The 25,385-nt window shown below is 41.5% G+C and carries 21 protein-coding genes and 1 pseudogene; 8 read left to right on the top strand and 14 right to left on the bottom strand.

Annotation, left to right across the window (positions count from 1 at the left end; translation table 11 throughout):
- Positions 1-6: 6 nt before the first annotated feature.
- Together V7K45_RS03890 and V7K45_RS03895 are read right to left on the bottom strand one after the other, a co-directional pair.
- Positions 7-504, bottom strand: a complete 498-nt coding sequence (locus tag V7K45_RS03890) for an SRPBCC domain-containing protein (protein ID WP_335000565.1) — start codon at positions 502-504, stop codon at positions 7-9.
- Positions 491-838, bottom strand: a complete 348-nt coding sequence (locus V7K45_RS03895; RefSeq protein ID WP_335000567.1) for an ArsR/SmtB family transcription factor — start codon at positions 836-838, stop codon at positions 491-493. The genes V7K45_RS03890 and V7K45_RS03895 overlap by 14 nt, the downstream gene beginning before the upstream one ends.
- Positions 839-1,046: 208 nt before the next feature.
- On the opposite strand from V7K45_RS03895, the gene V7K45_RS03900 reads away from it, so the two are divergent.
- Positions 1,047-2,182, top strand: a protein-coding gene (locus tag V7K45_RS03900; protein ID WP_335000501.1) for an IS630 family transposase whose coding sequence is annotated in 2 segments (ribosomal slippage) — positions 1,047-1,467 and positions 1,467-2,182 — 1,137 coding nt in all. Because the reading frame shifts where the segments join, the coding sequence is not laid out codon by codon here.
- On the opposite strand, the gene V7K45_RS03905 is transcribed toward V7K45_RS03900, so the two are convergent.
- Both V7K45_RS03905 and V7K45_RS03910 read right to left on the bottom strand, forming a co-directional pair.
- Positions 2,153-2,329: a hypothetical protein gene (locus V7K45_RS03905; protein WP_335000569.1), complete on the bottom strand. Its 177-nt coding sequence runs from the start codon at positions 2,327-2,329 to the stop codon at positions 2,153-2,155. The two genes, V7K45_RS03900 and V7K45_RS03905, sit on opposite strands and share 30 nt — an antisense overlap.
- 50 nt (positions 2,330-2,379) lie before the next feature.
- Positions 2,380-4,446: a vWA domain-containing protein gene (locus tag V7K45_RS03910; RefSeq protein ID WP_335000571.1), complete on the bottom strand. Its 2,067-nt coding sequence runs from the start codon at positions 4,444-4,446 to the stop codon at positions 2,380-2,382.
- Between the two features lie 307 nt (positions 4,447-4,753).
- Here V7K45_RS03910 and V7K45_RS03915 point away from each other — a divergent pair, with 307 nt between their 5' ends.
- Complete coding sequence (locus V7K45_RS03915; protein WP_335000573.1) at positions 4,754-5,602, top strand: alpha/beta hydrolase; 849 nt, start codon at positions 4,754-4,756, stop codon at positions 5,600-5,602.
- A gap of 979 nt (positions 5,603-6,581) precedes the next feature.
- On the opposite strand, the gene ureG is transcribed toward V7K45_RS03915, so the two are convergent.
- The 3 genes from ureG to ureE all read right to left on the bottom strand — a co-directional run bounded on the left by ureG (position 6,582) and on the right by ureE (position 8,504).
- On the bottom strand, positions 6,582-7,178 hold the full coding sequence (ureG, locus tag V7K45_RS03920; RefSeq protein WP_335000575.1) for an urease accessory protein UreG: 597 nt from the start codon (positions 7,176-7,178) through the stop codon (positions 6,582-6,584).
- A gap of 212 nt (positions 7,179-7,390) precedes the next feature.
- The gene (locus V7K45_RS03925) at positions 7,391-8,083 is read right to left on the bottom strand and encodes an urease accessory protein UreF (RefSeq protein ID WP_335000577.1); all 693 of its coding nucleotides are present in this window, start codon (positions 8,081-8,083) and stop codon (positions 7,391-7,393) included.
- On the bottom strand, positions 8,058-8,504 hold the full coding sequence (gene ureE / locus V7K45_RS03930) for an urease accessory protein UreE (RefSeq protein WP_335000579.1): 447 nt from the start codon (positions 8,502-8,504) through the stop codon (positions 8,058-8,060). Before ureE ends, V7K45_RS03925 begins: the two co-directional genes overlap by 26 nt.
- A gap of 116 nt (positions 8,505-8,620) precedes the next feature.
- Between ureE and V7K45_RS03935 the strand changes: the two are divergent.
- A pseudogene (locus tag V7K45_RS03935) lies at positions 8,621-9,190 on the top strand (Uma2 family endonuclease).
- Positions 9,191-9,228: 38 nt separating this feature from the next.
- Here the strand turns inward: V7K45_RS03935 and V7K45_RS03940 are convergent.
- The 3 genes from V7K45_RS03940 to V7K45_RS03950 form a co-directional block, all read right to left on the bottom strand.
- A complete protein-coding gene (locus V7K45_RS03940; RefSeq protein WP_442941955.1) occupies positions 9,229-10,992 on the bottom strand; it encodes a PAS domain-containing sensor histidine kinase in 1,764 nt (587 codons plus the stop codon).
- A gap of 213 nt (positions 10,993-11,205) precedes the next feature.
- Entirely contained in the window at positions 11,206-13,767 is a 2,562-nt protein-coding gene (locus tag V7K45_RS03945) for a sensor histidine kinase (RefSeq protein ID WP_335000583.1), read from the bottom strand.
- Entirely contained in the window at positions 13,760-13,951 is a 192-nt protein-coding gene (locus V7K45_RS03950; protein ID WP_335000585.1) for a hypothetical protein, read from the bottom strand. The genes V7K45_RS03945 and V7K45_RS03950 overlap by 8 nt, the downstream gene beginning before the upstream one ends.
- 261 nt (positions 13,952-14,212) lie before the next feature.
- Between V7K45_RS03950 and V7K45_RS03955 the strand changes: the two genes are divergently transcribed.
- A complete protein-coding gene (locus tag V7K45_RS03955) occupies positions 14,213-14,800 on the top strand; it encodes a Uma2 family endonuclease (protein ID WP_335000587.1) in 588 nt (195 codons plus the stop codon).
- A gap of 230 nt (positions 14,801-15,030) precedes the next feature.
- Here the strand turns inward: V7K45_RS03955 and V7K45_RS03960 are convergent, their stop codons facing one another.
- Positions 15,031-16,122 (bottom strand): hypothetical protein, encoded by a 1,092-nt coding sequence (locus tag V7K45_RS03960; RefSeq protein ID WP_335000589.1) that lies wholly within the window; start codon positions 16,120-16,122, stop codon positions 15,031-15,033.
- Positions 16,123-16,348: 226 nt separating this feature from the next.
- Between V7K45_RS03960 and ada the strand changes: the two genes are divergently transcribed.
- From ada to V7K45_RS03975, 3 genes are all read left to right on the top strand, one after another.
- A complete protein-coding gene (ada, locus tag V7K45_RS03965; protein WP_335000591.1) occupies positions 16,349-17,428 on the top strand; it encodes a bifunctional DNA-binding transcriptional regulator/O6-methylguanine-DNA methyltransferase Ada in 1,080 nt (359 codons plus the stop codon).
- A complete protein-coding gene (locus V7K45_RS03970; protein ID WP_335000593.1) occupies positions 17,412-18,050 on the top strand; it encodes a DNA-3-methyladenine glycosylase family protein in 639 nt (212 codons plus the stop codon). Before ada ends, V7K45_RS03970 begins: the two co-directional genes overlap by 17 nt.
- A gap of 70 nt (positions 18,051-18,120) precedes the next feature.
- Entirely contained in the window at positions 18,121-19,116 is a 996-nt protein-coding gene (locus V7K45_RS03975; RefSeq protein WP_335000595.1) for a DMT family transporter, read from the top strand.
- 95 nt (positions 19,117-19,211) lie between these two features.
- Here the strand turns inward: V7K45_RS03975 and dapF are convergent, their stop codons facing one another.
- Positions 19,212-20,051 (bottom strand): diaminopimelate epimerase, encoded by an 840-nt coding sequence (gene dapF / locus V7K45_RS03980; protein ID WP_335000597.1) that lies wholly within the window; start codon positions 20,049-20,051, stop codon positions 19,212-19,214.
- A gap of 69 nt (positions 20,052-20,120) precedes the next feature.
- Here dapF and V7K45_RS03985 point away from each other — a divergent pair, with 69 nt between their 5' ends.
- A complete protein-coding gene (locus V7K45_RS03985; protein WP_335000599.1) occupies positions 20,121-20,339 on the top strand; it encodes an Hfq-related RNA-binding protein in 219 nt (72 codons plus the stop codon).
- Between the two features lie 148 nt (positions 20,340-20,487).
- Here V7K45_RS03985 and V7K45_RS03990 read toward each other — a convergent pair whose 3' ends face one another.
- A complete protein-coding gene (locus V7K45_RS03990) occupies positions 20,488-22,272 on the bottom strand; it encodes a diguanylate cyclase domain-containing protein (RefSeq protein ID WP_335000601.1) in 1,785 nt (594 codons plus the stop codon).
- 696 nt (positions 22,273-22,968) lie between these two features.
- The gene (locus V7K45_RS03995) at positions 22,969-25,308 is read right to left on the bottom strand and encodes a cation:proton antiporter domain-containing protein (RefSeq protein WP_335000604.1); all 2,340 of its coding nucleotides are present in this window, start codon (positions 25,306-25,308) and stop codon (positions 22,969-22,971) included.
- Between the last annotated feature and the right edge of the window lie 77 nt (positions 25,309-25,385).

A 25,385-nucleotide genomic window follows, 5' to 3' on the forward strand; every position in this document is an offset into this window, starting at 1 on the left:
AGAAACTCAAGCTTTCGCCAAAAACTCATCTAGGCAGTCAAAAGTGGAGTTCCACCCTTCGATCGCACCCATCTGTTCATGCTTACGCCGATCCTCAATAGACTCATGCATAATCTGGAGTGTGAGTTTGGTATTGCCATCTAAATCCTCGAAAATGGCTGTTACAACCATTCCCTTTGGTAAATCAGCATTTACGACTTTTTCAAAGCCTTGATCAAATTCATCAGTGGTAACAATCCTCTCAAAGGGTACGATTTCGCGAAAAACACCTTTGGCCGGGTACTCCCTGCCGTCTGGGCCAGTCATCACGTAGCGCCATTTCCCGCCTGGACGCAGATCCATCTCAATCACACGGGTTGTGAAACCTTTTGGCCCCCACCACTGCGTTATGTGTTTGGGGTCAGTCCATGCTTGGAACACAACTTCGCGCGGCGCTTTCAAGATGCGAGTAATGACGATCTCACGTTGAGATTGAGCATCAGTGTCATCCTCAATGTTGCTCATTTTGTTTCTCCTGAGTTTGTAATTCGTGCAGGTAATCATCAAGCCTAGAGAGCCTCTGTTCCCACAATTGACGATATTGCTCAATCCAATCCGCCGCTTCTTTGAGCGGCTGTGCTTGAATCTGGCATGGTCGCCATTGAGCTTCGCGACCCCGCACAATCAGTCCGGCACGCTCTAGCACCTTGAGATGCTTTGAAATTGCAGGAAGACTCATCTTAAAAGGCTTGGCTAACTCACTTACCGATGCCTCACCTTTGGCGAGGTGAGCCAGAATTGCACGCCGTGTAGGATCGGCTAGGGCAGCAAAGGTAAGACTCAGTTGTTCGTTAGACATTTTTTATTTAACCTAATGGTTAATTAATTACTAGGTTAAATGTACTATTGAATCATGTCAAGTCCCCACTTAAGGGAAATCCAAGAAATAAAATGCCCGTTTGGGCAATATAGTTGTACTGCGTAACAGCTAGTAGTCTGGCAAGTCAACAATGCTTGGTGAGACAGATTTTTGATAAGCTATTTGAAGTGTGGCTGCGGGTAACATCATGGCAAAGAAGTATACAGTAAATTTGAGTAAAGAAGAAGTAGAAAAACTGCGATCGCTAATCAAAACAGGCAAGAGTAAAGCAAGGAGTATGACTCGCGCCCATATACTGTTGATGGCATGGGAGGGAGAAATTGACAAAGCGATCGCAGAATGTCTAAGAGTACACGTTTCAACCGTAGAGCGTACTCGTGCGAGATACGTAGAGGGAGGAATTGAATTAGCTGTACAAGACCGGCCTCATCCACCAAAACAACGAAAATTAGATGGTGAACAACAAGCATTTCTGATTGCAACAGCTTGTTCTAAAGCACCATCAGGAAGAAATCGTTGGACGATGAAACTATTAGCAGAGCGCATAGTAAGTTTAAACATCGTAGATTCAGTTTCTAAAGAAACTGTTCGTTCCTATTTAAAAAAAACGAAATTAAACCTTGGTTAAAGGAACAATGGTGCATTCCCAAAGTAGATGCCGAGTATGTTTTACGGATGGAAGATTTACTAGATTTATATAGCCAACCAGATGACCCAAAACATCCAGTAATTTGTTTCGATGAACGCCCATATCCTTTATTAGAGGATATTAGAGAACCGTTACCACCTGAACCAGAGCAACCTCTTCGTTATGACTACGAGTATAAACGCAATGGGAGTGTCAATTTATTTGCAATTTTTGAACCTCATAAAGGTTGGCGGCATATTGAGGTTACACAACAGAGAACGAAAAAAGATTTCGCTTTACAAATGAAGAATTTAGTAGATATTCATTGTCCACAAGCCGAATCAATTCGTCTGGTAGTTGATAACCTCAACACACATAATCCAGCTGCTTTGTACGAATTCTTTCCACCAGAAGAAGCACGTCGAATTGTCCAAAAACTAGAATTTCACTACACGCCTAAGCATGGGAGTTGGCTAAATCAAGTTGAGATTGAGTTATCCGTTTTAGCACGTCAATGCTTAGAAAGACGAATTGCTGACGTTCAAACACTATCTCAAGAAATCGCTTCTTGGCAGAGCGATCGCAATTCTAGTAAAGCAAGTGTAAATTGGCGCTTTAAAATTACGGATGCACGTAAGAAAATGGGACGGTTATATCCGGATGTCTCACCAAGCATTGTTGACTTGCCAGACTAGTAGCAGCGATCGCAAAACATCTCGCAGATATGCAATGCTCTCTTCTGAAATTAAATTGCTGTATTTATTGCAGATATCTAATACAGTGGAGAGCGATCGCTCTTTTGTAGATTGTGAATCTCCCCAAGATATTACAACGGTTTTCAAGTAATTGAACTACACCACTCCCTACTCCCCGTCTCATTTATGGTCTAAAATCATTTTTTTGTAATCAACTCTCTAGATTGCTCCACTAAGCGAATAAACTCACCCCGATAGCCTTCTTGATCTTCTCCCTTCCCTTGGGTTGCCAATTTCATCACCAAATCATAACTAGCATCTCCCTTATACTCAGAGTCACGCAACACCATCCCAAAGGTCGCTACCGCAGCAGCAAATCTCAGGTTTGTGGAGGGTATCTGGTCGGTTCTCAAATCATTATCTTGGATGGTTTGGGTAATTAGTTGACTGGTGCTATCTTGGGGCAACTTATAGCGAAGTTTCACCTGCATTAACTCATTACCAGCAGCATCCGAGACAGTTTCACCAGAACGCTGATACCGCAAAGGGTCTATCTCTGGGAGTTTCACATCGCTTTTGGTACCAGTGGGAATTATTTCATAAAGCGCTGTCACAGAATGACCAGCCCCAATATCCCCTGCATCTTTCTTGTCATCATTGAAATCCTGGTTTTGCAGCAGACGATTTTCGTAACCAATTAAGCGATATGCCTGAACTTTCGCCGGATTAAACTCCACCTGAATTTTCACATCTTTGGCAATAGTAAATAGAGTTCCCCTGAGATCGTTAACTAAAACCTTTTTGGCTTCCAATAGGGTATCGATGTAAGCGTAGTTGCCGTTACCCTTATCAGCCAGTTGTTCCATTTTTCCATCTTTATAATTGCCTGTGCCAAATCCCAACACCGTCAGGAAAATTCCTTGCTCTCGCTTTTGTTCAATTAATCGCGTCAGGTCGCCATCACTGGAAACCCCGACGTTAAAATCTCCATCGGTAGCTAAAATGACTCTGTTATTACCAGATTTGAGGAAGTTTTCTTTGGCTATCTTGTAAGCTAGTTCGATGCCCTGACCGCCAGCAGTGGAGCCTCCAGCCTTTAAGCGGTCAATCGCCGCCAAAATTGTTGATTTTTGACTACCAGGAGTAGCAGGTAACACCAATCCAGCATTCCCCGCATAAACTACCAAACTTACTCGGTCTTCAGGACGCAGTTGATTCACCAACAATTTGAGCGACTGTTGCACTAAGGGTAATTTATCCGGGTCATCCATAGAACCGGAAACATCAATCAGAAATACTAAGTTGCTCGGTGGTAAGGTTTTGCTTTCTGGGCGTTTACCTTGCAAACCTACCTGTACCAGCTTGTGTTGAGGATTCCAGGGGGCAGCAGCAACTTCAGTGGTGACGGAAAAAGGGCGATCGCCTTTTGGTTGGGGATAATTGTAGGTAAAATAATTGATCAATTCCTCAATTCGTACTGCATCTTTGGGTGGTAATTCTCCTTGAGTAATAAACCGTCGCACGTTGCTATAAGATGCTGTATCTACATCAATGGAAAAGGTAGAAAGGGGATCGTTACCGACGCGATGAAAGGGATTATCTTCAATCCGGTTGTAGTTTTCTGTATTGAATCCGCTACCTATTTGAGGTTCCGGGGCAACCCTTCCAATACTGCCACTTTGGAGTTTAGGCATATTCGCACGGTTAGCAACTCGATCCTGCACAGATGAGCCAGACGGAATACTAAGGGGTAGGGCTGTGGGTACAGCTTGAGTCTTTTGGTTAGACTCAGTTTGAATACGTTCTCTGGTAGGCTGATTCAAAGTGATGGGACTACGAGCTTCCAATTCATCTATGGGACTTTTTAAGGTTGCTAACTCCGGTGCAAATTCTGACTGCAAGCGTTGCAGAATTTTCATATCTGCTGGGGTAACGATCTTGGGATCAGTCGCTATTAGCTCATTGCTCCGATTCACACAGGAATTCAAGACTGTGGCAAACTCAGTCCTGGTTACAGGAAGAGTGCCAAAATTTTGGACGGGAACGACACAACTATACTGTTTTACCAATGCCTGGAGTGCTTGGTAGTCAGGGTAATTGGGTAGAATGGAAGTTTTTGGGGTAGAACTGGCAGGAGTCTGATTAGCTGGAACTGCAACCGTAGCAGACTGGCGTAAAATCGCAATTCCTACAGACGGTATCAATAAAAACAATATTACAATACTGACTCGCTGCCACATTTTGGACGGAATCGGGTAAGACATAGCTAAATCCTCACACTAAATTTTTTCTGTCACATTTGACTATTTACTCAGAATAGTCCTGAGCAGCTTGGGATTTGATAACCGTTTCAGTTTTGGTAACTGTAATTTATACAACACTAACCATTGCCATCTAGGATTAGGGAATATCACAGTGTTTGTTGGTATTGGCTCAAAAATCTGGGTTAAGTAAATTACTCATTTGTGACAAAGTTGGCATGAAGTTTGATGAAGTTGTATTAGTTGTAGTTAGGAAACATCAGAAATCGGGAAACCTGGAAATAAAGTTTTACCCAATAAATAAAAACTAATGGATAAACAGCAAGTTATAAAACTGCTAATTGGTGATTTGACTTGGCAACGATTGGTTAAATCTTTAATCTTTACCTATATATTTTTTGCTGTATTCGTATATTTTCGGGCAGATAGCATGATTTTTTTGTCTCAACCTTCTAGCTATCAGGACGACCCAACAATTCTGAAGTTAAAAAGTGGGAAAGATACTAATATCTCAGCTACTTACTTATTGAACAATCAAGCTAAATACACTATTCTTTATTCTCATGGTAATTCTGAAGATTTAGGAGATATCAAACCGATCCTAGAAAAATTACACGCATGGGGTTTTAGTGTATTTGCTTTTGATTATCGCGGTTATGGTACAAGTCAAGGAAAGCCAACAGAAAGTCATGCATACGAAGATATCAATAGCGCTTACAATTATTTGACCCAAAATTTAAAAATCCCACCTGAAAAAATTATAGTTTTGGGGCGTTCAGTTGGCGGTGGTTCGGCGGTCAATTTAGCAATGCAGAAACCAGTAGCTGGTTTAATTATTGAAAGTTCGTTTATTTCCGCTTTTCAAGTAATAGTACCTTTTCGGATTTTACCTTTTGATAAGTTTCCCAATCTGCACAAGATCAAAAAAGTCAAATGTCCGATATTGGTGATTCATGGGAAAGCAGATAGCATAATCCCTTTTACTCATGGAGAAAAATTGTTTAATGCTGCAACATCCCCAAAACTTTATCTGTGGGTTGAAGAGGCAAATCATAACGATTTATTCTCGATAGCTGAAGAAAAGTATCATCGAATTTTGCAGGAGTTCACTAACCTTGTCAAGGCAAATCAGCAATTATCCCATTCCAGTAACTCGTAATTGCTCTTTGTGAAGTCATGATTGAAACCTAAATAAATTCGGGTGAAGTTAGTTTGTGTAACAAAAGTAACATATCCCAGCATTAGAGATTTCTGACAAAAATCTGTAAAGTCAAAGATTCTACAAAGGCGATCGCATGACTAATGGCGTAATAATGCAGTATTACCATTGGTACATCTCCAATGATGCTTGATTATGGGACAAGCAGGATAAAACAGCTAGCTAGTCGAAGTTTCACTGCCTTATGGCTGCCGCCAGCTTATAAGGGCAGTGGTGGAACATGGGAGGGAAATTTCCCATATCATGGTGGTTCAATATCAGTCTGGCTGCAAAAATAGTTTTCAAGTAGAATGGAGCAAAATTTTCAACAGGATTACGGAATTGAGATGACACCGCTTGAAGTCATAATCATCAGGACACAAAGTGACTGTGTTCACTGAATTTTTTGCTTGACTAGCTCCAAGCAATAAATTTGAAAACAGCCAAATAATTAAAGCTATTAAGGAGATAAATTAAGATGAGCGAGAATAATAACCCACAACCCAAAACAAAAAAACAACCTCCTAATACAATAGGAAAACCACCTAAGACTGAATTTATTAACTCCGAACAACAGCCCACAAGGCCAGGATTATCAGATAAATAATTCCCTTTTACCTCAACATTTTATATCATGTCCGCTTGTTGCAATTCTGACTCTGCCCATTTTTGCACGATATACCATTAGCCGCAACTATACTTTCTCTCAAGACTATACCTATCAACCGTTTCGGTCTGATTTTAAGTATTTTGTCTGTTTGTGAAGAAAGATGCAGGTAATGAATAATTACCAACGGGAGGAGAGACTAAGCGTAGCTTTGGCGGAGTGGGGTTCTTGAGGTTTAATAAGTAACCAAGCGGACATGATATAAACGACGTTTTTGCACTTTCGCTCAAGATGCAGATTTAGTTCTCTTTATTCTGGCTCCTGAATTCTTTTTTAACAGATATTTGTGCAAACAAAGTTAATTACATCTGCAAGTCCAGACTGAGTTTTCAAATTAGTAAAAATAAAAGGTTTATCACCGCGCATTTTTTTAGCATCTCGTTCCATCACACTTAAATTTGCACCAACATAAGGTGCTAGATCAATTTTGTTAATCACCAACAAATCAGACTTGGTAATACCGGGGCCACCTTTGCGGGGAATTTTATCGCCAGCTGCAACATCAATGACATAAATTGTTAAATCTACCAATTCTGGACTAAAGGTAGCAGCTAAGTTATCGCCGCCACTTTCCAAAAATACCAAATCCAAATCAATAAAACGTTCTTCTAACTGTTCAATTGCCGCCAAATTCATCGAAGCATCTTCGCGGATAGCAGTATGGGGACAACCACCAGTCTCTACACCCAAAATGCGATCGCTTGCCAACGCCTGAGAACGCACTAAAAACTGAGCATCCTCCTGAGTATAAATATCATTCGTCACCACCGCAATCTGATACTGCTCGCGCAATCCCTTACACAAAGCATCTACCAAAGCCGTCTTTCCCGAACCCACCGGGCCAGCAACTCCCACTCTAAATGCATTCATTTTTATTTGTCCTTTGTCATTTTTTCTTAGTCACTGTTGTTTGGTACATGGTTATCGGGAATTAGTTTTTGACTAATAGACTTCTTGCATAAGTCGGCAAAAAGGGAAGGGAAAAGGTTCTGTATTGTCCCCTTCCCCTTTAACCTTTACCCTTTTTCCCCCTCTTGCAAAAAGCACAAATGCCAAGAGGTCTAATGACCAATGACAAATGACTAACTCCTAAACAACCTTGTATACTGCGTTTCATGCTGCATACTTGCCAGCGACAAACCCCAACTACAACAGGCGAGTTCATCGTCCTCCAACGTGAGAATTTCTAATGCCGCAGCACTGAGTAATGGTTGCAAATCTAGCAATAACTGCTGTCCTGCTGTTTGTCCAAGGGGGATAAGTTTTACGCCAGCAGTAATCAAATTACTTGCCCAACTGTGCAGATATGCGAGTAATGCGGCTTGGATACTGATTTGCCAATGGGCAACGGCAATACCAAAAGCGATCGCATAATTGCAAGGATTACCTACAGCATTGGCAATAGGCATAATCTGCGGTTCTAGTTTACCAAGTAATTGGATGAGCGATCGCCCCATTTGCCAACTAGAGGCGCGTAATTCTTCTGTTTCCCTAGCAGCCGATAACCACAGATTCCAACGGCATAGCGAATCAATATCACCCATTTTTGTAGTTTGCTGCGATCGTACCATTACTGCTGCCTCTAATCGAATTGCCCCATAGAGCAACTCTGCTGTTAACCAATCTTTGAGATGTGTGTGGTTAGCGATCGTACCATTTTCCACCAGCATTTCCAAACCTTCAGAATAACTATATGCTCCTACAGGTAAAGCGGGACTAGCCAGCTGCAAAATACTCAAAAGATGACTATTAGTGAGCATGATGGTGTTGTCCATAAGCTCCTAATTCTGGCTGAAACGGTAAAATTTCCTCTTTAACTTCTAACCCCAATTGTTCTAACATAGTGCGTAAAACCGAATCTGAAGACAAGCGTAAATAAGTCGGAGTAATTTCTACAGGTACATGGCGATTTCCTAGATGGTATGCCGCCCGTAACAATAAAAGTGATGTTTGGGCAAAAGCAGTCATTACTAGTTCTGGTTTGGCAGTAATTCTGATTAAACTACTATGGGTTTCTTCTTGGAGAATATCGCCATCGTGTAAAACAGTTCCTCTGGGTAAATGTAAAAACACAACCTTACCATCTTCAGTTTCAAAGCGATGACGACTGCGGGTGCGTTCTTCTGCTGTTAGCGCCAAAGTAAAAGTAACAGCGGCATCATAATTAGGTGGTTTAAGTTGGGTAAATGTCAGCATACAGAGTTTTGCCTGAACTTTTGCTTTTTATTATGGTTTTAATTTAAATACAATATCTGCCTTGTTGGAAGAAAACATAAAATTAAACAAAGGCAACGAGCCAAACGGGGATAATCATGAACCAAGCCGTTGAGGGAGTACGCTGGACAATTCACGATTTAGAGGTTCTACCCGAAAACGAGTGGACGCGCTATGAAATTATTAATAGAGAACTTTTTGTGACTCCCACTCCTCACCGCCGTCATCAACAAGCTTGTGTAAAAATTGCTCGACAACTCGATTTTTGGTCAGATTCGAGTGGTTTAGGGGAAACAATTGTGGCTCCAGGAGTGATTTTTTCGCAAGCAGATAGCGTCATACCAGATGTAGTTTGGGTAAGTCGAGAACGACTAGGGCAAATTGAAGATTAAGCGGGACATTTGACAGGCGCACCAGAGTTAGTAGTAGAGGTTTTATCCCCAGGTAAACAAAACGAACTTCGAGACAAAGAAGCAAAACTGAAACTTTATTCAGTTCAAGGCGTGCGAGAGTATTGGATTGTCGATCGGTTTACTAAACAAGTCGAAGTTTATCGGCGAGAAAAAGCACAGTTGGTTTTAGTTGCTACTTTGTTAGGTGATGATGAAATAACATCGCCACTTTTACCCGGATTTTGTTGTTCTATCCGTTTATTTTTTCCTGAATAATAGCAAATTTAAAAAAATATTTTTGATAACAAAAAGGTTTAATTAGCAACTTCATCCTGTGGGCTACTAATTGGTAAGGTAAACCAAAATGTTGCCCCTGCATTCAATTCACTGTTTACACCGATTTTGCCGCCGTGAGCATGGATGATTTGCTTACACAGATACAATCCTAATCCCAAACTTACAGAATTGCCGATGCTTGTACCCCGAAAGTAAAGGTCAAAAAGCCGATCGCTTTGTTGTTGACTAATGCCCACGCCGTTATCACTAACAGTACAATAAATCATTTCACCTTCACGGGTAGCGTTAATTGTCAAGAGCAAACCAGGGGGATTATGTTTCAGAGCGTTGACGATTAAGTTAGAAAAAACTCGCCATAGTTGCGTTGGATCGGCATTCACTAATGGCAAATCTGCGGATACCAGATTTGTCAGCTTGGCTTTATTTTGTGCTAGTAATGGCTCTAAATCAGCGATCGCAGCTTCGACAACTGCCAGTAATTGTACGGGTTGACGTTGTAAGACAACACCTTGTACCTCACTGATATGAGTTTCCATCAACGAATTAATCAAATTAAGTTGGCGATCGCTACTTTGAATCATCCGCTCTAAAATTGAGCGGGAAATCGCAATATTTTCCTCTGAACGGGCAAGCAAATTCTTCAACACCATTAAAGTACCCAGTACTGGGTTGCGTAAGTCGTGGGAAACTGCATGGAAAAATACTCGTAGTTCTTCTTCAGTTTGCTTGCGCTGGGTAATGTCTTCAATTAAACCTTCGTAGTAAAGCAGTTTCCCCTGTTCGTCACGGACTTCGTAGGCTTTTTCGGAAATCCAGACAATACTCCCATCCCGACGATAAATTTGGGACTCGAAATCGGAAACGCTGCCATGCTTTTCCATTAGGCGCACAAATTCTGCTCGGCGGTTCGGTTCAACGTACAATTGTTCAATATCAGTGAAATTTGCTGTCACCTCGTCTACTAAGGAGTAGCCATAAATCCTCGCTAAAGCAGGATTTGCCGTAATGTAATGTCCATCGGGACTGCTTTGAAAAATTCCTTCAACGGCGTTTTCAAAAATGCTGCGATATTTAGCTTCGGCAACCTTGAGTTTTTGGTAGGCAGATTCTAGTTCTTGGCGGGCGAAAAATTCAGAACGTTGCAGGCGATCGTACAGATAAACACCGATGTCACATATAGTACAAAACCAGAAAATGTATAAAATGAACGTTACATTATATATTTCTGGGTGATCGGGGATTGGTGTTTTTAGCCCAAGTGCAGTATTCACACCAAAATAGTAAATCAGCACACTCACTTGAGTGAGCAAGTGAAGAATCCAGCAGACGGGCATCAACACAGCTTGGCTCAAGAACAGTAGCGACCAGCCGATGGTATCGGGTAGTGCGAAACCTCTGATGGTTGCAAACAACTGCGACGCTAAACTAATTGACCAAGAAGACCCTAAAAATAATAAATCTGGACGATGACGACCTAATTTAGTTTTATGTAAGGCAAAGCAAATAATTAATGTTGCAAGCATTGCAACATTAATTACCAGGCGCTGAGTTCTCAGTACTTCTGGCAGTTGCTGCAACTCTGCAAAAGGAAAAAACAGACCGTAAATATCTCGCAAAGTAAAAGACAATAGACAGATTGACGCCAGCCATAACCATAAACGCAATCTCTGCCACAAGAAACGGTTACGCCAAGCTCTGTAAAGAGTAGTGATTTCATCTGTTATTGGTGCAGAAAGGGTTTTTCTCCACCAGCTTTGCACTGTTGTCAATGGAGTAGCCATTAGCATCCGAGCAACTTTGCCCATACCTTGAGGGTGTTTCCCTTACTTAATAGACTTCTTGCAGAAGTCGGGAAAAGGGGAAGGGGCAAAGGGTAAAGGTTTTGTATTTAACCCTTCCCCTTTAACCAAAACCTTTTCCCACAAGAGTGCAAAAAGCACTTTTGCAAGAGGTTTTATATTGCCATAAATAACACCCTCTCATTTTTTGGTGATTTATGGGCGATTTGTTGCGGATGAAGTTGCCAAAGGTAGTGTAAACCAGAAAGTTAACCCACGCTTGCGGTTACTCATAACCCCGATTTCGCCGCCATGCGCCTTAATAACTTTCCGACAAAGATACATTTTTAAGCCAATGCTTGTAGAGCAGCAATCTTGAGGATCGCGGACATGGAGATCGAAGAGGCGATCGCACTCTACTTTACTCATTATCACACCGTCATCTTGAATCTGAGTGCGAATCATTCCCCCTTCAACGGTGGCGCTGAGGGTAAAATTTAATCCTGGCGGATTATTGTGCAAGCTATGTGCGATCAAATTTACCAAAACTTTCTGCAATCGAGTCCCATCTGCCATTACTAATGGTAAGTCTGCGGGAACCAAGTTTTTCAGAGTCGCTTGATTTTGTGTCAGCATGGGTTCCAACTGGGGGGAACATTCGCCCAGTAGGGTACTAAGTTGTAGAGGTTCGAGTTTGATCTCAATACCCTGTTTTTCACAAGAATTAATTTCTAGCAATGAGTTAATCATTGTTAGTTGGCGATCGTTGCCCTGAATCATTCGCTCGATGATTGAGCGAGATATTGGAATTGAAGATTGGGCATGGGAAAGAGGCAGAGGGGCTGAGGGGATGGGAAGCACAGGAGAAAGACTTGCTGTAATTTCCCCCCTGCTCCCCTGCTCCCTTGCTCCCTTGCTCTCCACTCCCTGATTTAACAAATTCTTTAACACCATCAAGTTACCCATCACGGAAGTTCGTAAATCGTGGGCAACTGTGTGCAAAACAACATCTTTGACACGATGCAAATTTTCAACTTCTTGCATTTTCTGCTGCAACTGTGCTGTCCGTTCTTGGACTTGGTGTTCTAAATTAGTGTTGAGTTCTGCTAGCTTTTGGCATATCTGGCTTTGTTGAATCGCGATCGCTAGCTGTTCTGACATTTGCTGTAACAAATCAATTTCTATGGGCTGCCAATGACGCGGCCCTGAGCATTGATTGGCAATTAACGCACCAAATAATTCGTCACCTAGCATAATTGGTACAGCCAAGCTAGCTTTCGTTTGGAATTTTTGACAGTGTGCTTTTACTTTGGGAGATGCTGATATTTGCGTTACGTCTTCAACAACACGCACGCGATTATCTTTTAATAAGTTTCTTAATTCTTGTAGATAAGCTTCATCATTAGTAGACCAACCTGAGACTGATGGATACTGAGGATCTACTGATTCGGCAAGAGTTTTGACTCCTAAATTAGCATTATTTAAACCAATGAAAACTCGATCTGCTTGCAGAAATTGTCTGACTTCCGTCACGGTAGTTTGAAGAATTTCCTCTAATTTCAGCGAAGACCGAATTCTTACTAGGGTTTCTGCCAACAAACGATCGCGTTGGGCACAAAAGCGTAATTGTGCTTCTACTTGTTTGCGTTCTGTAATGTCGTGATGCACTGCTAAAATGGCAGGAATACCATTCAAATCAATGACTTCGGCTGACAGGAGCGTTGTAATTATCTCGCCAGATTTTTGCCGAAAATCAATTTCTAAGTTACGAGCAACTCCCGTGCTTTGCAACTCTTGCACTAAGTTTAGGCGATCGCGATCGTTTACCCAAAGATTTAACTCAAAAGAAGTTTTACCAATTGCCTCATCTCGCCCATAACCTGAAAGATTCACAAAACTGTCGTTAACTTCGATAAAGCGTCCTTCTTGCAGCGTGCTAATGGTAATTGAATCGGGGCTGCAACTAAAAGCTTTCGCAAATTTTTGGGCAAGGTTTTGTAAGGCAACTTCCCCTTGTTTGCGATCTGTGATGTCTCGGACAATTGCTAGTACCTCATCTGTACCACTAACTACCAACCGCGCCTCATAATCTCTGATTCCCAAAGATGTTGGTAGTTGATATTCACAAGTTTGCAAAATTCCAGAATCTAAAGTTTTAGCGATCGCTACTTGGCTAATGGCTGCAACATCACTCGGCAATAACTCTTGCAAATTTTTTCCAACTATTTCTTCTCTCGAAAGAGTGATATTTGCGCCCTCACTTTTCAAATCTAGATACTCGCCATCGCGGCTGATGCGAAACATCAAATCGGGGATAGCATCCAAAATTGCTTTATACCGTGCCTCACTCTCTTGCAATTTTTCTTGGGCTTGTTTTCGGTCTGTAATATCCATAACCAAGCCATGCCAAAGAAAATCACCTGCTGCTTGTAATTCGGGTTGTAAAGTACCTTGAATCCATTTAAGTTTGCCACTAGGCGTAACAATCTGGCTTTCCCAATGCCAAGGTGTAAGAGTAGTACGACAAACAGCAATAGATTCTGTAAAAGCTTTTATATCTTGTGGATAAATCAGTTTGCATAACACCTGAAAGTCTGGCTGTACAGCCTCTGGTTCTAATTCATACAAATATTTACAACCAGAACTAATATAAGGAATAAATACAGAACCATCCTGCCGTTGCAGAATTTGGAAAATCATTCCTGGTAAATTGGCAGCAATTGTTTCCAACAGAGTGATATTCTCTACTTTATACGGGGACTTTACAATTTCATCCACTCTTAGACCCTTTGATATATAAGCAATTGGCATAATATTCAAGGCAATCATAGCCATTGTGAAAGTTTTTAGCTGTTAGCGCGATCGCTAACAGCCGAAAAAGTGGCTCTACTTTCAGGGTAGTTCTGGATGTTGCGATCGCATACACCCAATCGGGTGAACCAGTTGCTACGGCGAGAATCATTTCAGGAGTGCTGAGTTAGCGTTCGCCTTTAGTGTCTCTCTTTGGGAGGACTTCCGGCCCAAGCTTTTGAGAATTGCAAGCCGCAGATACCCGACAACTTTTATGAAGTCAGGGATCTTGTTTCTGCGGGTTTGATTCAGGATTGCGATATTAGTCCATCAAGCTAACGAAAGCCTAGTACTTAGTACAAAATTATTTCCCAGCATCGTTGACTTGACAGACTATTAGAATAGAGATATTGCTTCCACCCAAACTGATAGCATGAATACTACCACCGTCAGTTTACCTCCTACCCTCGAATTAAATATCGACTTGACTGACGAGCAATTTTTTCAGCTTTGTCAAAATAATCGAGACTTAAAGTTTGAGCGGACAGCTTCAGGGGAATTAATTATTATGCCACCTACAGGGAGTAATACTAGTGACCGTAATGCCGATTTAACTTATCAATTAAGAGCTTGGAGTCGTCAAAATAAGCTAGGAAAATCCTTCGACTCTTCTGGTGGTTTCAAACTTCCTAACGGTGCAGAGCGTTCTCCAGATGCTTCCTGGGTAAAAATGGAACGGTGGAATGCTTTAAGTGAAGCAGAAAAAGAAAGATTTGCTCCTTTGTGTCCCGATTTTGTGGTTGAGTTAATGTCTCCAAGTGATTCCTTAGAAAAAACACGAACCAAAATGAGGGAATACATCGATAATGGCGCCAGATTAGGCTGGCTAATTAATAGAGGACAGCAACAGGTAGAAATTTATCGTTTTAATCGAGAAGTTGAGATTTTACAAAGCCCTAAAACTATATCAGGAGAAGATGTTTTGCCAGGGTTTGTTTTAGATTTAGCAGAAATTTGGTAAGTAATTGCCTACCTTGAATCATTCCTAAGAAACAATATCCCCAACAAATTTTATCAAGTCGGGGATATGTGGGTTGTAATTATAACAAATCAAATAGAACTCCTATCCCAATACTGCTCGGTTAAGCATTTTTAAGTCGGAATTGGATTTGGGGAAAAGGTTAAAGGTTTTTTCTTTCCCTTTTCCCCTTTTCCCCTTAACCGACAAGTATTGACTCCTATCCTACAAGATTATGATAATTTAATTTCACGAATAGCCCAGACCAGTACTTCCAAAAACTGTTTGAGAACTATTTCATCATTCAGAGCAGAAAAGGGAATATACCAGCAATAAGGATTAATAGAAATTGAGGTTCCTACAACAGACTGAAATCGAGTCAGAAGTTCTGCTTTACGATCTTCTAAATTGAATGGTGGCTCGTAGGCGCAAATTTCCACAGTGGCATTACTCCAAACTCGGAAAAAAGTGCGATTTTTTCCCTGGTAATAAAATTTAGGAACAAAAGAGCCATGACTTCTACCTGTACCCCATTGAATCTGCAAAGTTTGAATAGTCGCCCATTCTAGAATCTGACTGGCGACATGAGCCGCTTTTGGGCTGTATTTAGTCTCAACTTCTTTCATGAAAGTTGATGCATTCCATTGTCTTTTCTCTGGGGGAAACGTGGGAGATTTCTTAGTTTGACCAATCACTCTAGGAACCAAAGTTTTTAAACCCTGACCCACATATTGTTTAATCTCTACTGCCAATACCTGTGCCGGACTCATTTGCTGATTTAAAAACTCGACTATCCGCTGAAGTTCGACAGGAATTTCATCAGCCACAAAGACGAGACGAACTTTACCTAATTGCAAGTTGGCTTTGACTTGTTGCCAAAACTTTTCTAAATCAGTCTCTTGGCTGCCAATTAAATCTATTAATAGCTGTTCAGCATTGGGATTAGCTTCAAACTGGGCACGGATTTTCTCAATCGACCAATAAACTACCGCATTAGCTGCATAGTCAAGCATCTGACCAACGACTTCTCGCCGAATTCGGGTATCGCTGCTCCGCTTGACTTCTACAATAGTGGGAATTCCATCTTGATCGAGAAATAAATGATCGAGCGCCCAACGTCCAGCACTGTCTTCGCTATCTGGTATTGCTATCTCCCGTGAGATTAACAACCAGCGTCTTGGTGCAACACTGTCTATCTGTTCTCCTGCTAACAAACTTGGATAGTCAGCTAGTAGCTTTTGTAGCCCATCCTCTGATTCATAGGGTTCTTCCTTCATCTCAACTAATTGAGAATTATCCTGAATCAGGTAAATACCACCACTCATAAAAACTCCGTTGTGTTGACCTAATTTAAGGTTCCCGGTTTCATCGAGTAGTGAACACTCGTTCAGCAAGTTGGTACATAAAAAAACTGAGATAATCAACTTTGATCGCAACAATCAGATAGAAAGTAGTTTATCGATACATTTAATCTAGTTTTACCTAAAGCCAAAAACTAATAATGAACGCTCTAAGGTGAGGATACTTTGCAATAAATTCAAGGAGACATGAATGCAATTACAACAAACACAACTTTTAGAAGAAACCTTCTGGCAAGCAGTTCTCAATCGAGACTCCGCTTTTGAAGGTAAGTTTTTTTATGGTGTTCGCTCTACAGGCATTTATTGCCGACCTATTTGCCCTAGCCGCAGACCGAATCGGAATCAAGTTCGTTTTTTCCAGTCGATACAAGATGCTGAAATTGCAGGTTTTCGCCCTTGTAAGCGCTGTCAGCCACAATTTGAAATAGTTCCAAGTACAGCCAAAGTCTTAGCAGTATGTCGATATATTGAAGCACAAGTTGACCATATCCCCACCCTGTCGGAATTATGCTCTCAGGTGGAAATGAGTCCGAGTTACCTACAAAGAATATTCAAGCAGATAATCGGTGTATCGCCTTTTCAATATGCAGATGCGCTGCGTAGCCAACGATTGAAACAGCGTCTCCAAGAAGGAGAGGAAATTGCTGATGCAGTTTACGATACGGGGTATGGTTCAAGTAGTCAACTGTATGAGAAAGCGCATAAACAACTGGGAATGACGCCAAAAACTTACCAACAAGCTGGAAAAACAATCAACATTGTCTATGCGATCGCTCCATGTCCACTAGGATATTTGCTTGTGGCAACAACAGAGAAGGGTATCTGCGCCGTAAAATTAGGTGATGAAGCAAACAAACTTGAACGCGTTTTGAACCAGGAATTTCACCAAGCGCACATCATACGTGACGATCGCACACACAAGGAATGGATACAAGCAATCCTCGACTTCATTGCGGGAGGTGAAACGCATCTTGATTTACCACTTGATGTCCGTGGGACAGCTTTTCAGAAACAGGTTTGGCAAGCATTACAAAAAATTCCCTATGGCGAAACCCGCACTTATGCCGATATCGCCCGTAATATAGCCAAACCCCAAGCAGTCCGCGCGGTGGGTAATGCTTGTGGCGCTAATCCGATCGCGCTGATTGTACCATGTCACCGGGTGCTGCGGAGTGATGGCAGTCTTGGTGGTTATCACTGGGGAATTGAGCGCAAACAAAAACTGCTTACACAAGAGTCGAAATTTTACAAACATGACTCAAACTCCTGAACTAGAATCGCTGACTGAAGAAAGTCTTACCCGTGGTTTAACGGTGCTTGCCAAACTCGATCGCGATTTGGCTCGGATTTTAGAGACACTGGGGCCTCCACCGATATGGTCAAGAGAAGCGGGTTTTGCAACGCTGTTGTGTATAATTCTGGAACAGCAAGTTTCTGTAGCGGCTGCAAAGGCAGTATTTACAAGACTCTGTGGGGTTGTTGTAACTCTGACGCCAGAAAATTTTCTGATATTGGATGATGCTCAATTAAGAGCGATTGGATTTAGTCGGCAAAAGATTCTATACTGTCGTGGGTTGGCTCAGGCGATCGCAACTGGTCAGCTTGATCTAACCAAGCTGGAAACAATGGACGAAACTACTATTAGAACTGAGTTAAAGCGTCTCAAAGGGATCGGAGACTGGACAGTTGATATTTATTTGCTCATGGCGCTGCAACGTCCTGATGTCTTTCCTAAAGGCGATTTAGCGATCGCGATCGCTCTACAAAAACTCAAAAATTTGGCAACGCGTCCAACACCAGTTCAATTAGAAGAAATGACACAGCACTGGCGACCGTGGCGAGCAGTTGCGGCAAGACTTCTATGGCATTATTACCTGAGTAATCCCAAATAATTACTCTTCCTTCTCTACGAGAGGCTGTGGGATGGCGCACTTTGCGGTTCGTATAATAAATATAAACTAAATGGCAGAAAATCAATTAAGCCTAACACCAGAAAATGATAAAACTTCAAAAATCCTGCCGATAATCATAGTAATAATTGCCTTATTAGCTTTATCTTCAACTGCAATATTTATTAAAGTCGCTGTTAGAGAAATGAGCGCTGTTGCTACATTTTTTAATCGCTTATGGATAGCGACAATTATCTTTGGATTATGGAGTGGAATTAACCAAGCACGGACGCAAATTACAGATGATGAACCTGTATTACCACAGCAGCCTTATCCAATCAAAGAGATAGTGCTTTTAATCGTAGTGGGTTTAGTTCATGTATTAGGTCGATTATCTTGGACTTGGGCGCTAACTCAGACTGGTGCTGCGAATGCTAATGCCTTAGGCAGTCTCAATCCGTTATTTACTACTTTAGGAGGATGGCTATTTTTTAATCAAATTTTTGGACGCAAATTTATCATCGGTCTAATGTTAGCTATAATCGGTGCGATCTCTGTTGTATTTGAAGATTTATTGCGTTCTAATCATAATTTTACAGGTGATGCTGTTGCCCTCATATCATCGATATTTTATGCAGCAAACTTTTTACTTATTGAGCAGATCGGCAATAAGTTTTCAATGATCGCTATCCTCCTGTGGCGCTGTGCGATCGCAACTTCATTGATCATACCAGTAGTATTAATCTTAGAAAAACAAGTTTTTCCAGTTACTTTGTCGGGGTGGTTAGTAGTATTTGCTCTAGCTGCGATTTGCGAAGCTTTGGGTCATGGGCTAATTGTATACAGCCTCAAAAATTTCTCATCAGGATTTATCTCTTTACTTTTACTACTCAATCCAGTGATTGTTGCGATTCTTGCTTGGATACTTTTCTCAGAAAACTTAAGTATTTTTAACTTGTTAGGGTTGGCTCTAATTTTAGGGGGTATATATCTCGCAATTTCTAATAAAGAATCTGTACAATCTAAAATTAATCCCCAGATCCAATCTCCAGCAGAAAGTGAATCTTAAAAAGTTCGTAGTAAGGACTTTAGTCGTGATTTATTAAGCACTAAAGTCCTTACTACAAACCTCGAAATAGTTGAGTAATGCCAATGAGAAGCTGGTTACAGTTTACCAGTGAATACCTTCTCAGCCGGGCCTGTCATGTAAATCCGTTGGTCGATTTCTGACCATTCAATTTGCAAGGGGCCACCTGGTAATTCTACAGTCGCGGTGCGATCGCATTTCCCGGTTAGCACACCACCTACCAAGGAAGCACAAGCACCAGTCCCGCAAGCTAAGGTAATTCCAGCACCCCGTTCCCACACCCGCATTTTCAAATAGTCACGGCGTACCACTTGAATAAATTCGGTATTTATGCGTTGCGGAAAAACTGGGTGATGCTCAAATTTTGGGCCGATGCTTTCTAACTCAATTGCTGCGACATCTTCCACAAAGGTAATGCAGTGGGGATTTCCCATATTTACACAGGTGACTTCCCAAGTTTTCCCCGCTACCTCTAACGGTTGAGAAATGACTTTTTCTTGGGCGGGTGTAAGGGTGGTAGGAATTTCGCTAGCGAGTAACCTGGGTAAACCCATATCTACTTTAACTTGACCATCAGCTAAGAGTTGGGGAGTCATTACACCACCCAAAGTATGAATGCGATATGAGTCTTGATTGCGCGATTCGCCTTCTAAATCTGCCAAAAAGCCAGCTAAACAGCGAATGCCATTGCCACACATTTCTGGTTCTGAACCATCGGAATTAAAAATCCGCATAGTGTAGTCAGTGCCGTTTTCTCCAGGTAAGGCAAAAATTACACCATCAGCACCGATACCAAAATGGCGATCGCACAACTTGATGGCTTGCTCTGGAGTCACTACAGGCAAAGATGACGAGCGATTGTCAATCAAAATAAAGTCGTTGCCTAGACCATGATACTTAGTAAATTCGATTGCCATTTCTTCAAGGATGAATTATCAAGGATTAGTTACTCTTTATTTTGCCTTGTAGGTTCATCTTTACTAAAAATGCTTACCGAATTTGACACCACTTTACCCAGTATTAGACAAGTCCAAAACCTGATTAAACAAACAACGCCAGTTGAGTTAAAGCTGCTGACTCAGGATGTACTGACAGGAAAGGTTTTATGGCAAGATCCGCAGTGTATCTGTATTGTTGATGAAAACAGTCAGCAAACCACCGTTTGGAAACAAGCGATCGCCTACATCAAGCCGCAAGTGAGTTAGGAGTGAGGCAGAAAAATCACAATCCAATACGGTTCGGTTAAAGGGCAAAGGGAAAAGGGGAAAGGTTTTGAATACATCCTTTACCCTTTACCCGCAAACCCATTCCCCAGACCACAAGGAAAGTGAAAAATGCTTATCCGAACTAGACTCAGATTTTTGCAGCACAAACCCACCGATTGCGTCCTTGTTCTTTAGCTTTATATAAAGCTTTGTCGGCGGCGTTAATTAAATCTTGAGATGAACTTTTATCTGTTGGTCTTTGAATTGCAACACCTAAACTGACGGTGACAAAATATTGAAAATCATTCTTCTTTTTATGGGGAATCTTTAATTCTTGAATAGATTTTTGAATCAACTTAGTTACTTTAATTGCACCTGATTCGTTCGTATTTGGCAAAATTACAACAAATTCTTCACCACCATAACGAGCTAGTAAATCGGTAGGACGCTTTAATACAGATTGTGCTGCACGAGCAACTTGTATTAAGCATTCATCCCCAGCTAGATGTCCATAAGAATCGTTATAATCCTTGAAATAGTCAATATCAAATATAATTAAAGATAAATAGTTTTCACTTAGTCTTAGTCGATTCCATTCCTGGTCTAAAAACTGATCGAAACAATGACGGTTGGCGATTTGGGTTAGAGCATCTAGCTTACTAAGTTTTTCTAGCTGAGAATTTGCTATTTCTAAAGCATGATTTGCTTGAGCAAGTTGATTAGCTTGAGAGCGGAATTGCTCTAATAATTCAGAATGTTCTAACGCTACATTAAATTGAGTGGCTAACTGATGGATAAATTGAATTTCTGACTTTTTCCACTCACGCGAACAATGGCACTGATGAACGCATAGTAATCCCCATAAAGTTTTTCCTTTCATTAAAGGTGCAACAATTTGTGCCTTGATTTGAAATTGCTCTAACAGTTGAATGTGGCAATCCTTTAGCCCAGCTTGATAAATATCTGATACTACCTGTATACGCCCTTGGTGATAAGCAACTGCATATTTTTTACCAAAACAATCATCCTTTACCTTGATGGCGATCGTAGAATCGTAGTCAGGCAGTACATTCTCGGAGACAAATTCACCAGAGGTATAGTTCGATTCTTGGTCAAATCGAAAGATACTGACGCGATCGCTGCGGAGAGCCTTACGAATTTCTCGTACAGTAGTCTTAAACAAGGTGTCTATATTCAGAGATTCACGAATTTCAGCAACTAAATTAAACAGAATATCCTGCTGCTGATTTGCTTTATACAGTTCTGCGGCTTTTTGTTCTGCTTGAGCTAAAAATTCTGCTTGTTTAACTGCAAATCCTAACTGCGTTGCAATCTGAGACAGAAACTGGATTTCTAACTGTTTCCATTCATGTGGCTGTGAATGCTGATAAGCTGCAAGCACTCCCCACAGGTTTTTTCCCACAAAAATTGATGCAGTTGCATAAGCTCGAATATGAAACTGTTCTAAAATTTCTAAATGGCATTGAGATAAGCCTGCTGCGTAAACATCTGAAACAACTAAAGCTTCATTATTACGATACCGTCCACCTTGATTTTGTTGTAGATAAGAGTCGTTCCAAACTGTGTTTTTTCCTAATGTATCTACATCATCCCATCCAGTCTCTGCAAACTCAAAGTCGCTGACAAATTCTCCACCCCAGTTTTCATAGAAGCGATAAACGGCAATCCGTTCGACTCGGAGTAACTTGCAAGTTTCTTTAGTAGCTGTACGAAAAATTGTTTCTAATTCAAGAGAAGCTCTAATTTTGCTAATAACTCGGTAAAGCGCCCTTTCTTGCTCTTCTAGCTGCTGAAGTTGAAATTGTTTATCATAAAGTTGAGTTTCTAAATTACTAACACTAGGCTGTCCTAAAAGCTTACAGAGTAAATTAGCAAAGACTCTAGTAATAATACGTAAACTTGTGTACAACATTATAAGTATATTTTCAGTAATATTTGAAAGATGAAAAGAGACAGCTACAACAATGTAAAAACGTAGTTTTTCTTAGTTTATAACCATTATCGCGTAAGAAAGTTTCGCGATCGCTGCTCTTCATCTGACTTTTGCCATTAAGCCTTAAAAAGCTTTCTCACAAATAATTTTGGATAAAGTACTGTAAATACAGTACAGTAATTATCATTATCGCCAAAGTATCTGATAACTGAAAATATGAGATAAAAAAGTATTGTAAAGATAGAATAAATTTGTAAAAAGTAAAGCTCAATTCTTAGATAAATTCAGTTATCAAACAAGGTAATCAAATTCAATAGACCAAAAAATTCTGCGATTGACAAAGATCAAGCAGATGACCCCATTAAATACTTTTTTGCAAAAGAGAATCAAAATTTAGAGTAGTAAAAGGCAAAAGATCGCCAGTCCTCAAGCTTGATTTGTCGCCTTATCCTGCAACCACTTTTCAAACATCCTCTTAAGCTCTTATGGATGGACTGTTACCGAAACTGAGCTGCAAATTACTCAATCCATGATGATGTCCGGATCAGAGATAACATCTTGAATCTGGGTATTATCCTAAAAGAATATGAAAAAGCACCCTTTCAGAGCCAAGTCACTACCATCCCAAAGGCGCGATCGCTATATTGAGCCACTTAGCTTGCGGAGTCTTAAAGTTCAATCAGTCACACTATCGACAGGTAGAAAGTCTTTGAGCGCTTCTGCTTCACCAGCTTTCACCACTGGGATAGACAGGGGTACTGAATTAGCGATCGCAAATAACTGTTGTAGTTGACTTAGACCTGTCAAGCCACCACATAATAATACTTGGTCGCCAACTTGTAAATCCATACCGCCATCAGGATAGCGGATAAATTTACCATCTCGCCGGATCGCCTGTACTTGTACTCCATATTGCTTGGCGATATCTAAATCTGCAAGGGTTTTACCTAGCGTTGGCGCATCTGCATTGACTGTAACCCACTGACAAGCACTATTTTCTCCGGGTACAGCCGCTTGTCCCTTTGCGAATTCTGCCAAAGCCGCCAGTTCTTCATTTGCTCCTACTACCAATAAGCGATCGCCTTCTGCTAATTTGGTTTGATTATTGGGATAATCAATTTCTTCGCCGTTAGCGCGGCGAATTGCCATCAAACTCGCTCCTGTTAAATAGCGCATATCTGCTTCTTCTATGCTCATGCCAATTAAGGGCGAATTGGATGGTAAAGGATACCAGCGCTGATTTAAATCGCGGGTGGCTTGGCGCAAATCACGAGCAACTTCAGTTGCAGAGCGCTCTGGCCGCAAATCTAAATAATGATCGTTACGAATTTGCTGCATTTCTCGCTGTACCACAGGTGGCGACAACAAACCTAAGCCAGTTAATAAATAGGTTGCCATTTCTAAACTGGCTTCAAACTCTGGTTGCACAACTTCCCTTGCTCCCAATTGATACAGCACCTCAATATTTTTATCCTGGGTAGCACGGACAACCAAATCTAATTCTGGGCGCAATTCCAAAGCGCGTTTCAAGCAAAGACGAGTACTTATGGGATCTGGGAGTGCGATCGCCATTCCTTTGGCATGATTCACCCCGGCAGTTTCTAAAACGTGTAAACTGACGCAATTGCCATAGACATAAGACACCCCAGCCTCGCGCAACTGCTGAATTCTCCTCTCCGATTGGTCGATTACCACCACAGGTAGGTCGTGTTGCTGCAACAACTTCACCAAATTCTTGCCGACTCGCCCATAGCCACAAACAACTACATGATCTTTGAAGGGCAAATCTTCCGATACATCCCGCGCTTCATCTTCTTCTAAATACGGTTTTAACCAAGGCATTGATTCGGCAAAGTTAAATAAAAATGGCACTAACCGCAGTACAAAAGGAGTCAGCATCAGAGTGACTGCGGTGGTTCCCAAAATTAATAAGTATATTTGTCGAGACACCAGCCCCAAAGACTGCCCTTCACTAGCCAGAACAAAGGAAAATTCCCCAATTTGCGCCAATCCCAAACCGGCGATTATGGCTGTTTTCAAAGGATAGTGGAACAGTTTTACTAAGGGCGTGATAATTAAAAATTTACCGACGAAAACTATTGCCACCAACCCCAAAATCAATTCTAGGTTGTTCCACAAAAACACTGGGTCAATTAACATCCCAATGGCAGCAAAAAATAAACTGGCAAAGATATCTCGCAGTGGTTCGACATAAGTCAGGGTTTGGTCGGCGTACTCCACCTCAGAAATCATCAAACCCGCGACAAATGCCCCCATTTCAATCGACAGTCCCAAATGCTCTGTCAACAGGGCAATGCCTAAACACAGGGCTACAACCCCTAATAAAAATAGTTCTTTGCTTTCAGTACGAGCTAGCAGTTGCAACAAAGGCGGTATCAGCCAAATCCCCGCAGCTACCGCCCCAGCAGCAAATAAAGCAATCGAACCTAGCGCTGTTAGGACAGCAATGCCAATAGTTTCTGCTGGTTGGTTGAGGGCTGGTAAGACTGCTAACATCAGTCCTAGTGCCAAATCCTGGACTACCAAAATCCCTAGCATCACTTGCCCGTGGGGTGTTTCTGTTTCGTTGCGCTCCATCAAGCATTTGAGAACAACTGCTGTGGAAGACAGGGACAAAATACACCCCAAAAACATCCCCTTTGCAGGTAAAGCTCCCCAGGCTCCGCTTAACCCGCATACTAAAACTGTCACCAAAATCGTCAAAGCAATCTGGAGTCCACCTCCACCAAGAGCGATCGCTTTTACCTTCTTGAGTTCCGCAAAGGAAAATTCCACACCCAAGGCGAATAACAAAAAGGCGACCCCAAACTGTGCCAGAGTCTCTACTTGAATTAGTTCTTTTATCAATCCCAGTCCCGTTGGCCCAATGACTATCCCGCCAATGAGATACCCCAGCAGCACGGGTTGTCGCAAAAGTGCCGCTAATAGTCCGCCACAGGCTGCAACGCCTAGAACTAAAACTAAATCAACAATTAACCGAAAATCTTCTTGCACCAGTTTTAAAAGAACTATTGTGACCTATTAATTCAGGATACAAAGTTTTACGATCTTAAACAGCTTGTTTAGTGAAG

This window comes from Nostoc sp., assembly GCF_036917375.1.
Taxonomy (GTDB): Bacteria; Cyanobacteriota; Cyanobacteriia; order Cyanobacteriales; family Nostocaceae; genus Nostoc.

Bases quoted from the DNA above. Each gene is read 5' to 3' on its own strand.
- V7K45_RS03990 (WP_335000601.1), bottom strand. From the start codon at position 22,272: ATGTTGTACACAAGTTTACGTATTATTACTAGAGTCTTTGCTAATTTA.
- V7K45_RS03940 (WP_442941955.1), bottom strand. From the start codon at position 10,992: ATGGCTACTCCATTGACAACAGTGCAAAGCTGGTGGAGAAAAACCCTT.
- V7K45_RS03910 (WP_335000571.1), bottom strand. From the start codon at position 4,446: ATGTCTTACCCGATTCCGTCCAAAATGTGGCAGCGAGTCAGTATTGTA.
- ureG (WP_335000575.1), bottom strand. From the start codon at position 7,178: ATGAATGCATTTAGAGTGGGAGTTGCTGGCCCGGTGGGTTCGGGAAAG.
- V7K45_RS03985 (WP_335000599.1), top strand. From the start codon at position 20,121: ATGCTTACCGAATTTGACACCACTTTACCCAGTATTAGACAAGTCCAA.
- V7K45_RS03970 (WP_335000593.1), top strand. From the start codon at position 17,412: ATGACTCAAACTCCTGAACTAGAATCGCTGACTGAAGAAAGTCTTACC.
- V7K45_RS03975 (WP_335000595.1), top strand. From the start codon at position 18,121: ATGGCAGAAAATCAATTAAGCCTAACACCAGAAAATGATAAAACTTCA.
- V7K45_RS03955 (WP_335000587.1), top strand. From the start codon at position 14,213: ATGAATACTACCACCGTCAGTTTACCTCCTACCCTCGAATTAAATATC.
- ada (WP_335000591.1), top strand. From the start codon at position 16,349: ATGCAATTACAACAAACACAACTTTTAGAAGAAACCTTCTGGCAAGCA.
- V7K45_RS03925 (WP_335000577.1), bottom strand. From the start codon at position 8,083: ATGGACAACACCATCATGCTCACTAATAGTCATCTTTTGAGTATTTTG.
- ureE (WP_335000579.1), bottom strand. From the start codon at position 8,504: ATGCTGACATTTACCCAACTTAAACCACCTAATTATGATGCCGCTGTT.
- V7K45_RS03895 (WP_335000567.1), bottom strand. From the start codon at position 838: ATGTCTAACGAACAACTGAGTCTTACCTTTGCTGCCCTAGCCGATCCT.
- V7K45_RS03915 (WP_335000573.1), top strand. From the start codon at position 4,754: ATGGATAAACAGCAAGTTATAAAACTGCTAATTGGTGATTTGACTTGG.
- V7K45_RS03950 (WP_335000585.1), bottom strand. From the start codon at position 13,951: ATGATTCTCGCCGTAGCAACTGGTTCACCCGATTGGGTGTATGCGATC.
- V7K45_RS03960 (WP_335000589.1), bottom strand. From the start codon at position 16,122: ATGAGTGGTGGTATTTACCTGATTCAGGATAATTCTCAATTAGTTGAG.
- V7K45_RS03890 (WP_335000565.1), bottom strand. From the start codon at position 504: ATGAGCAACATTGAGGATGACACTGATGCTCAATCTCAACGTGAGATC.
- dapF (WP_335000597.1), bottom strand. From the start codon at position 20,051: ATGGCAATCGAATTTACTAAGTATCATGGTCTAGGCAACGACTTTATT.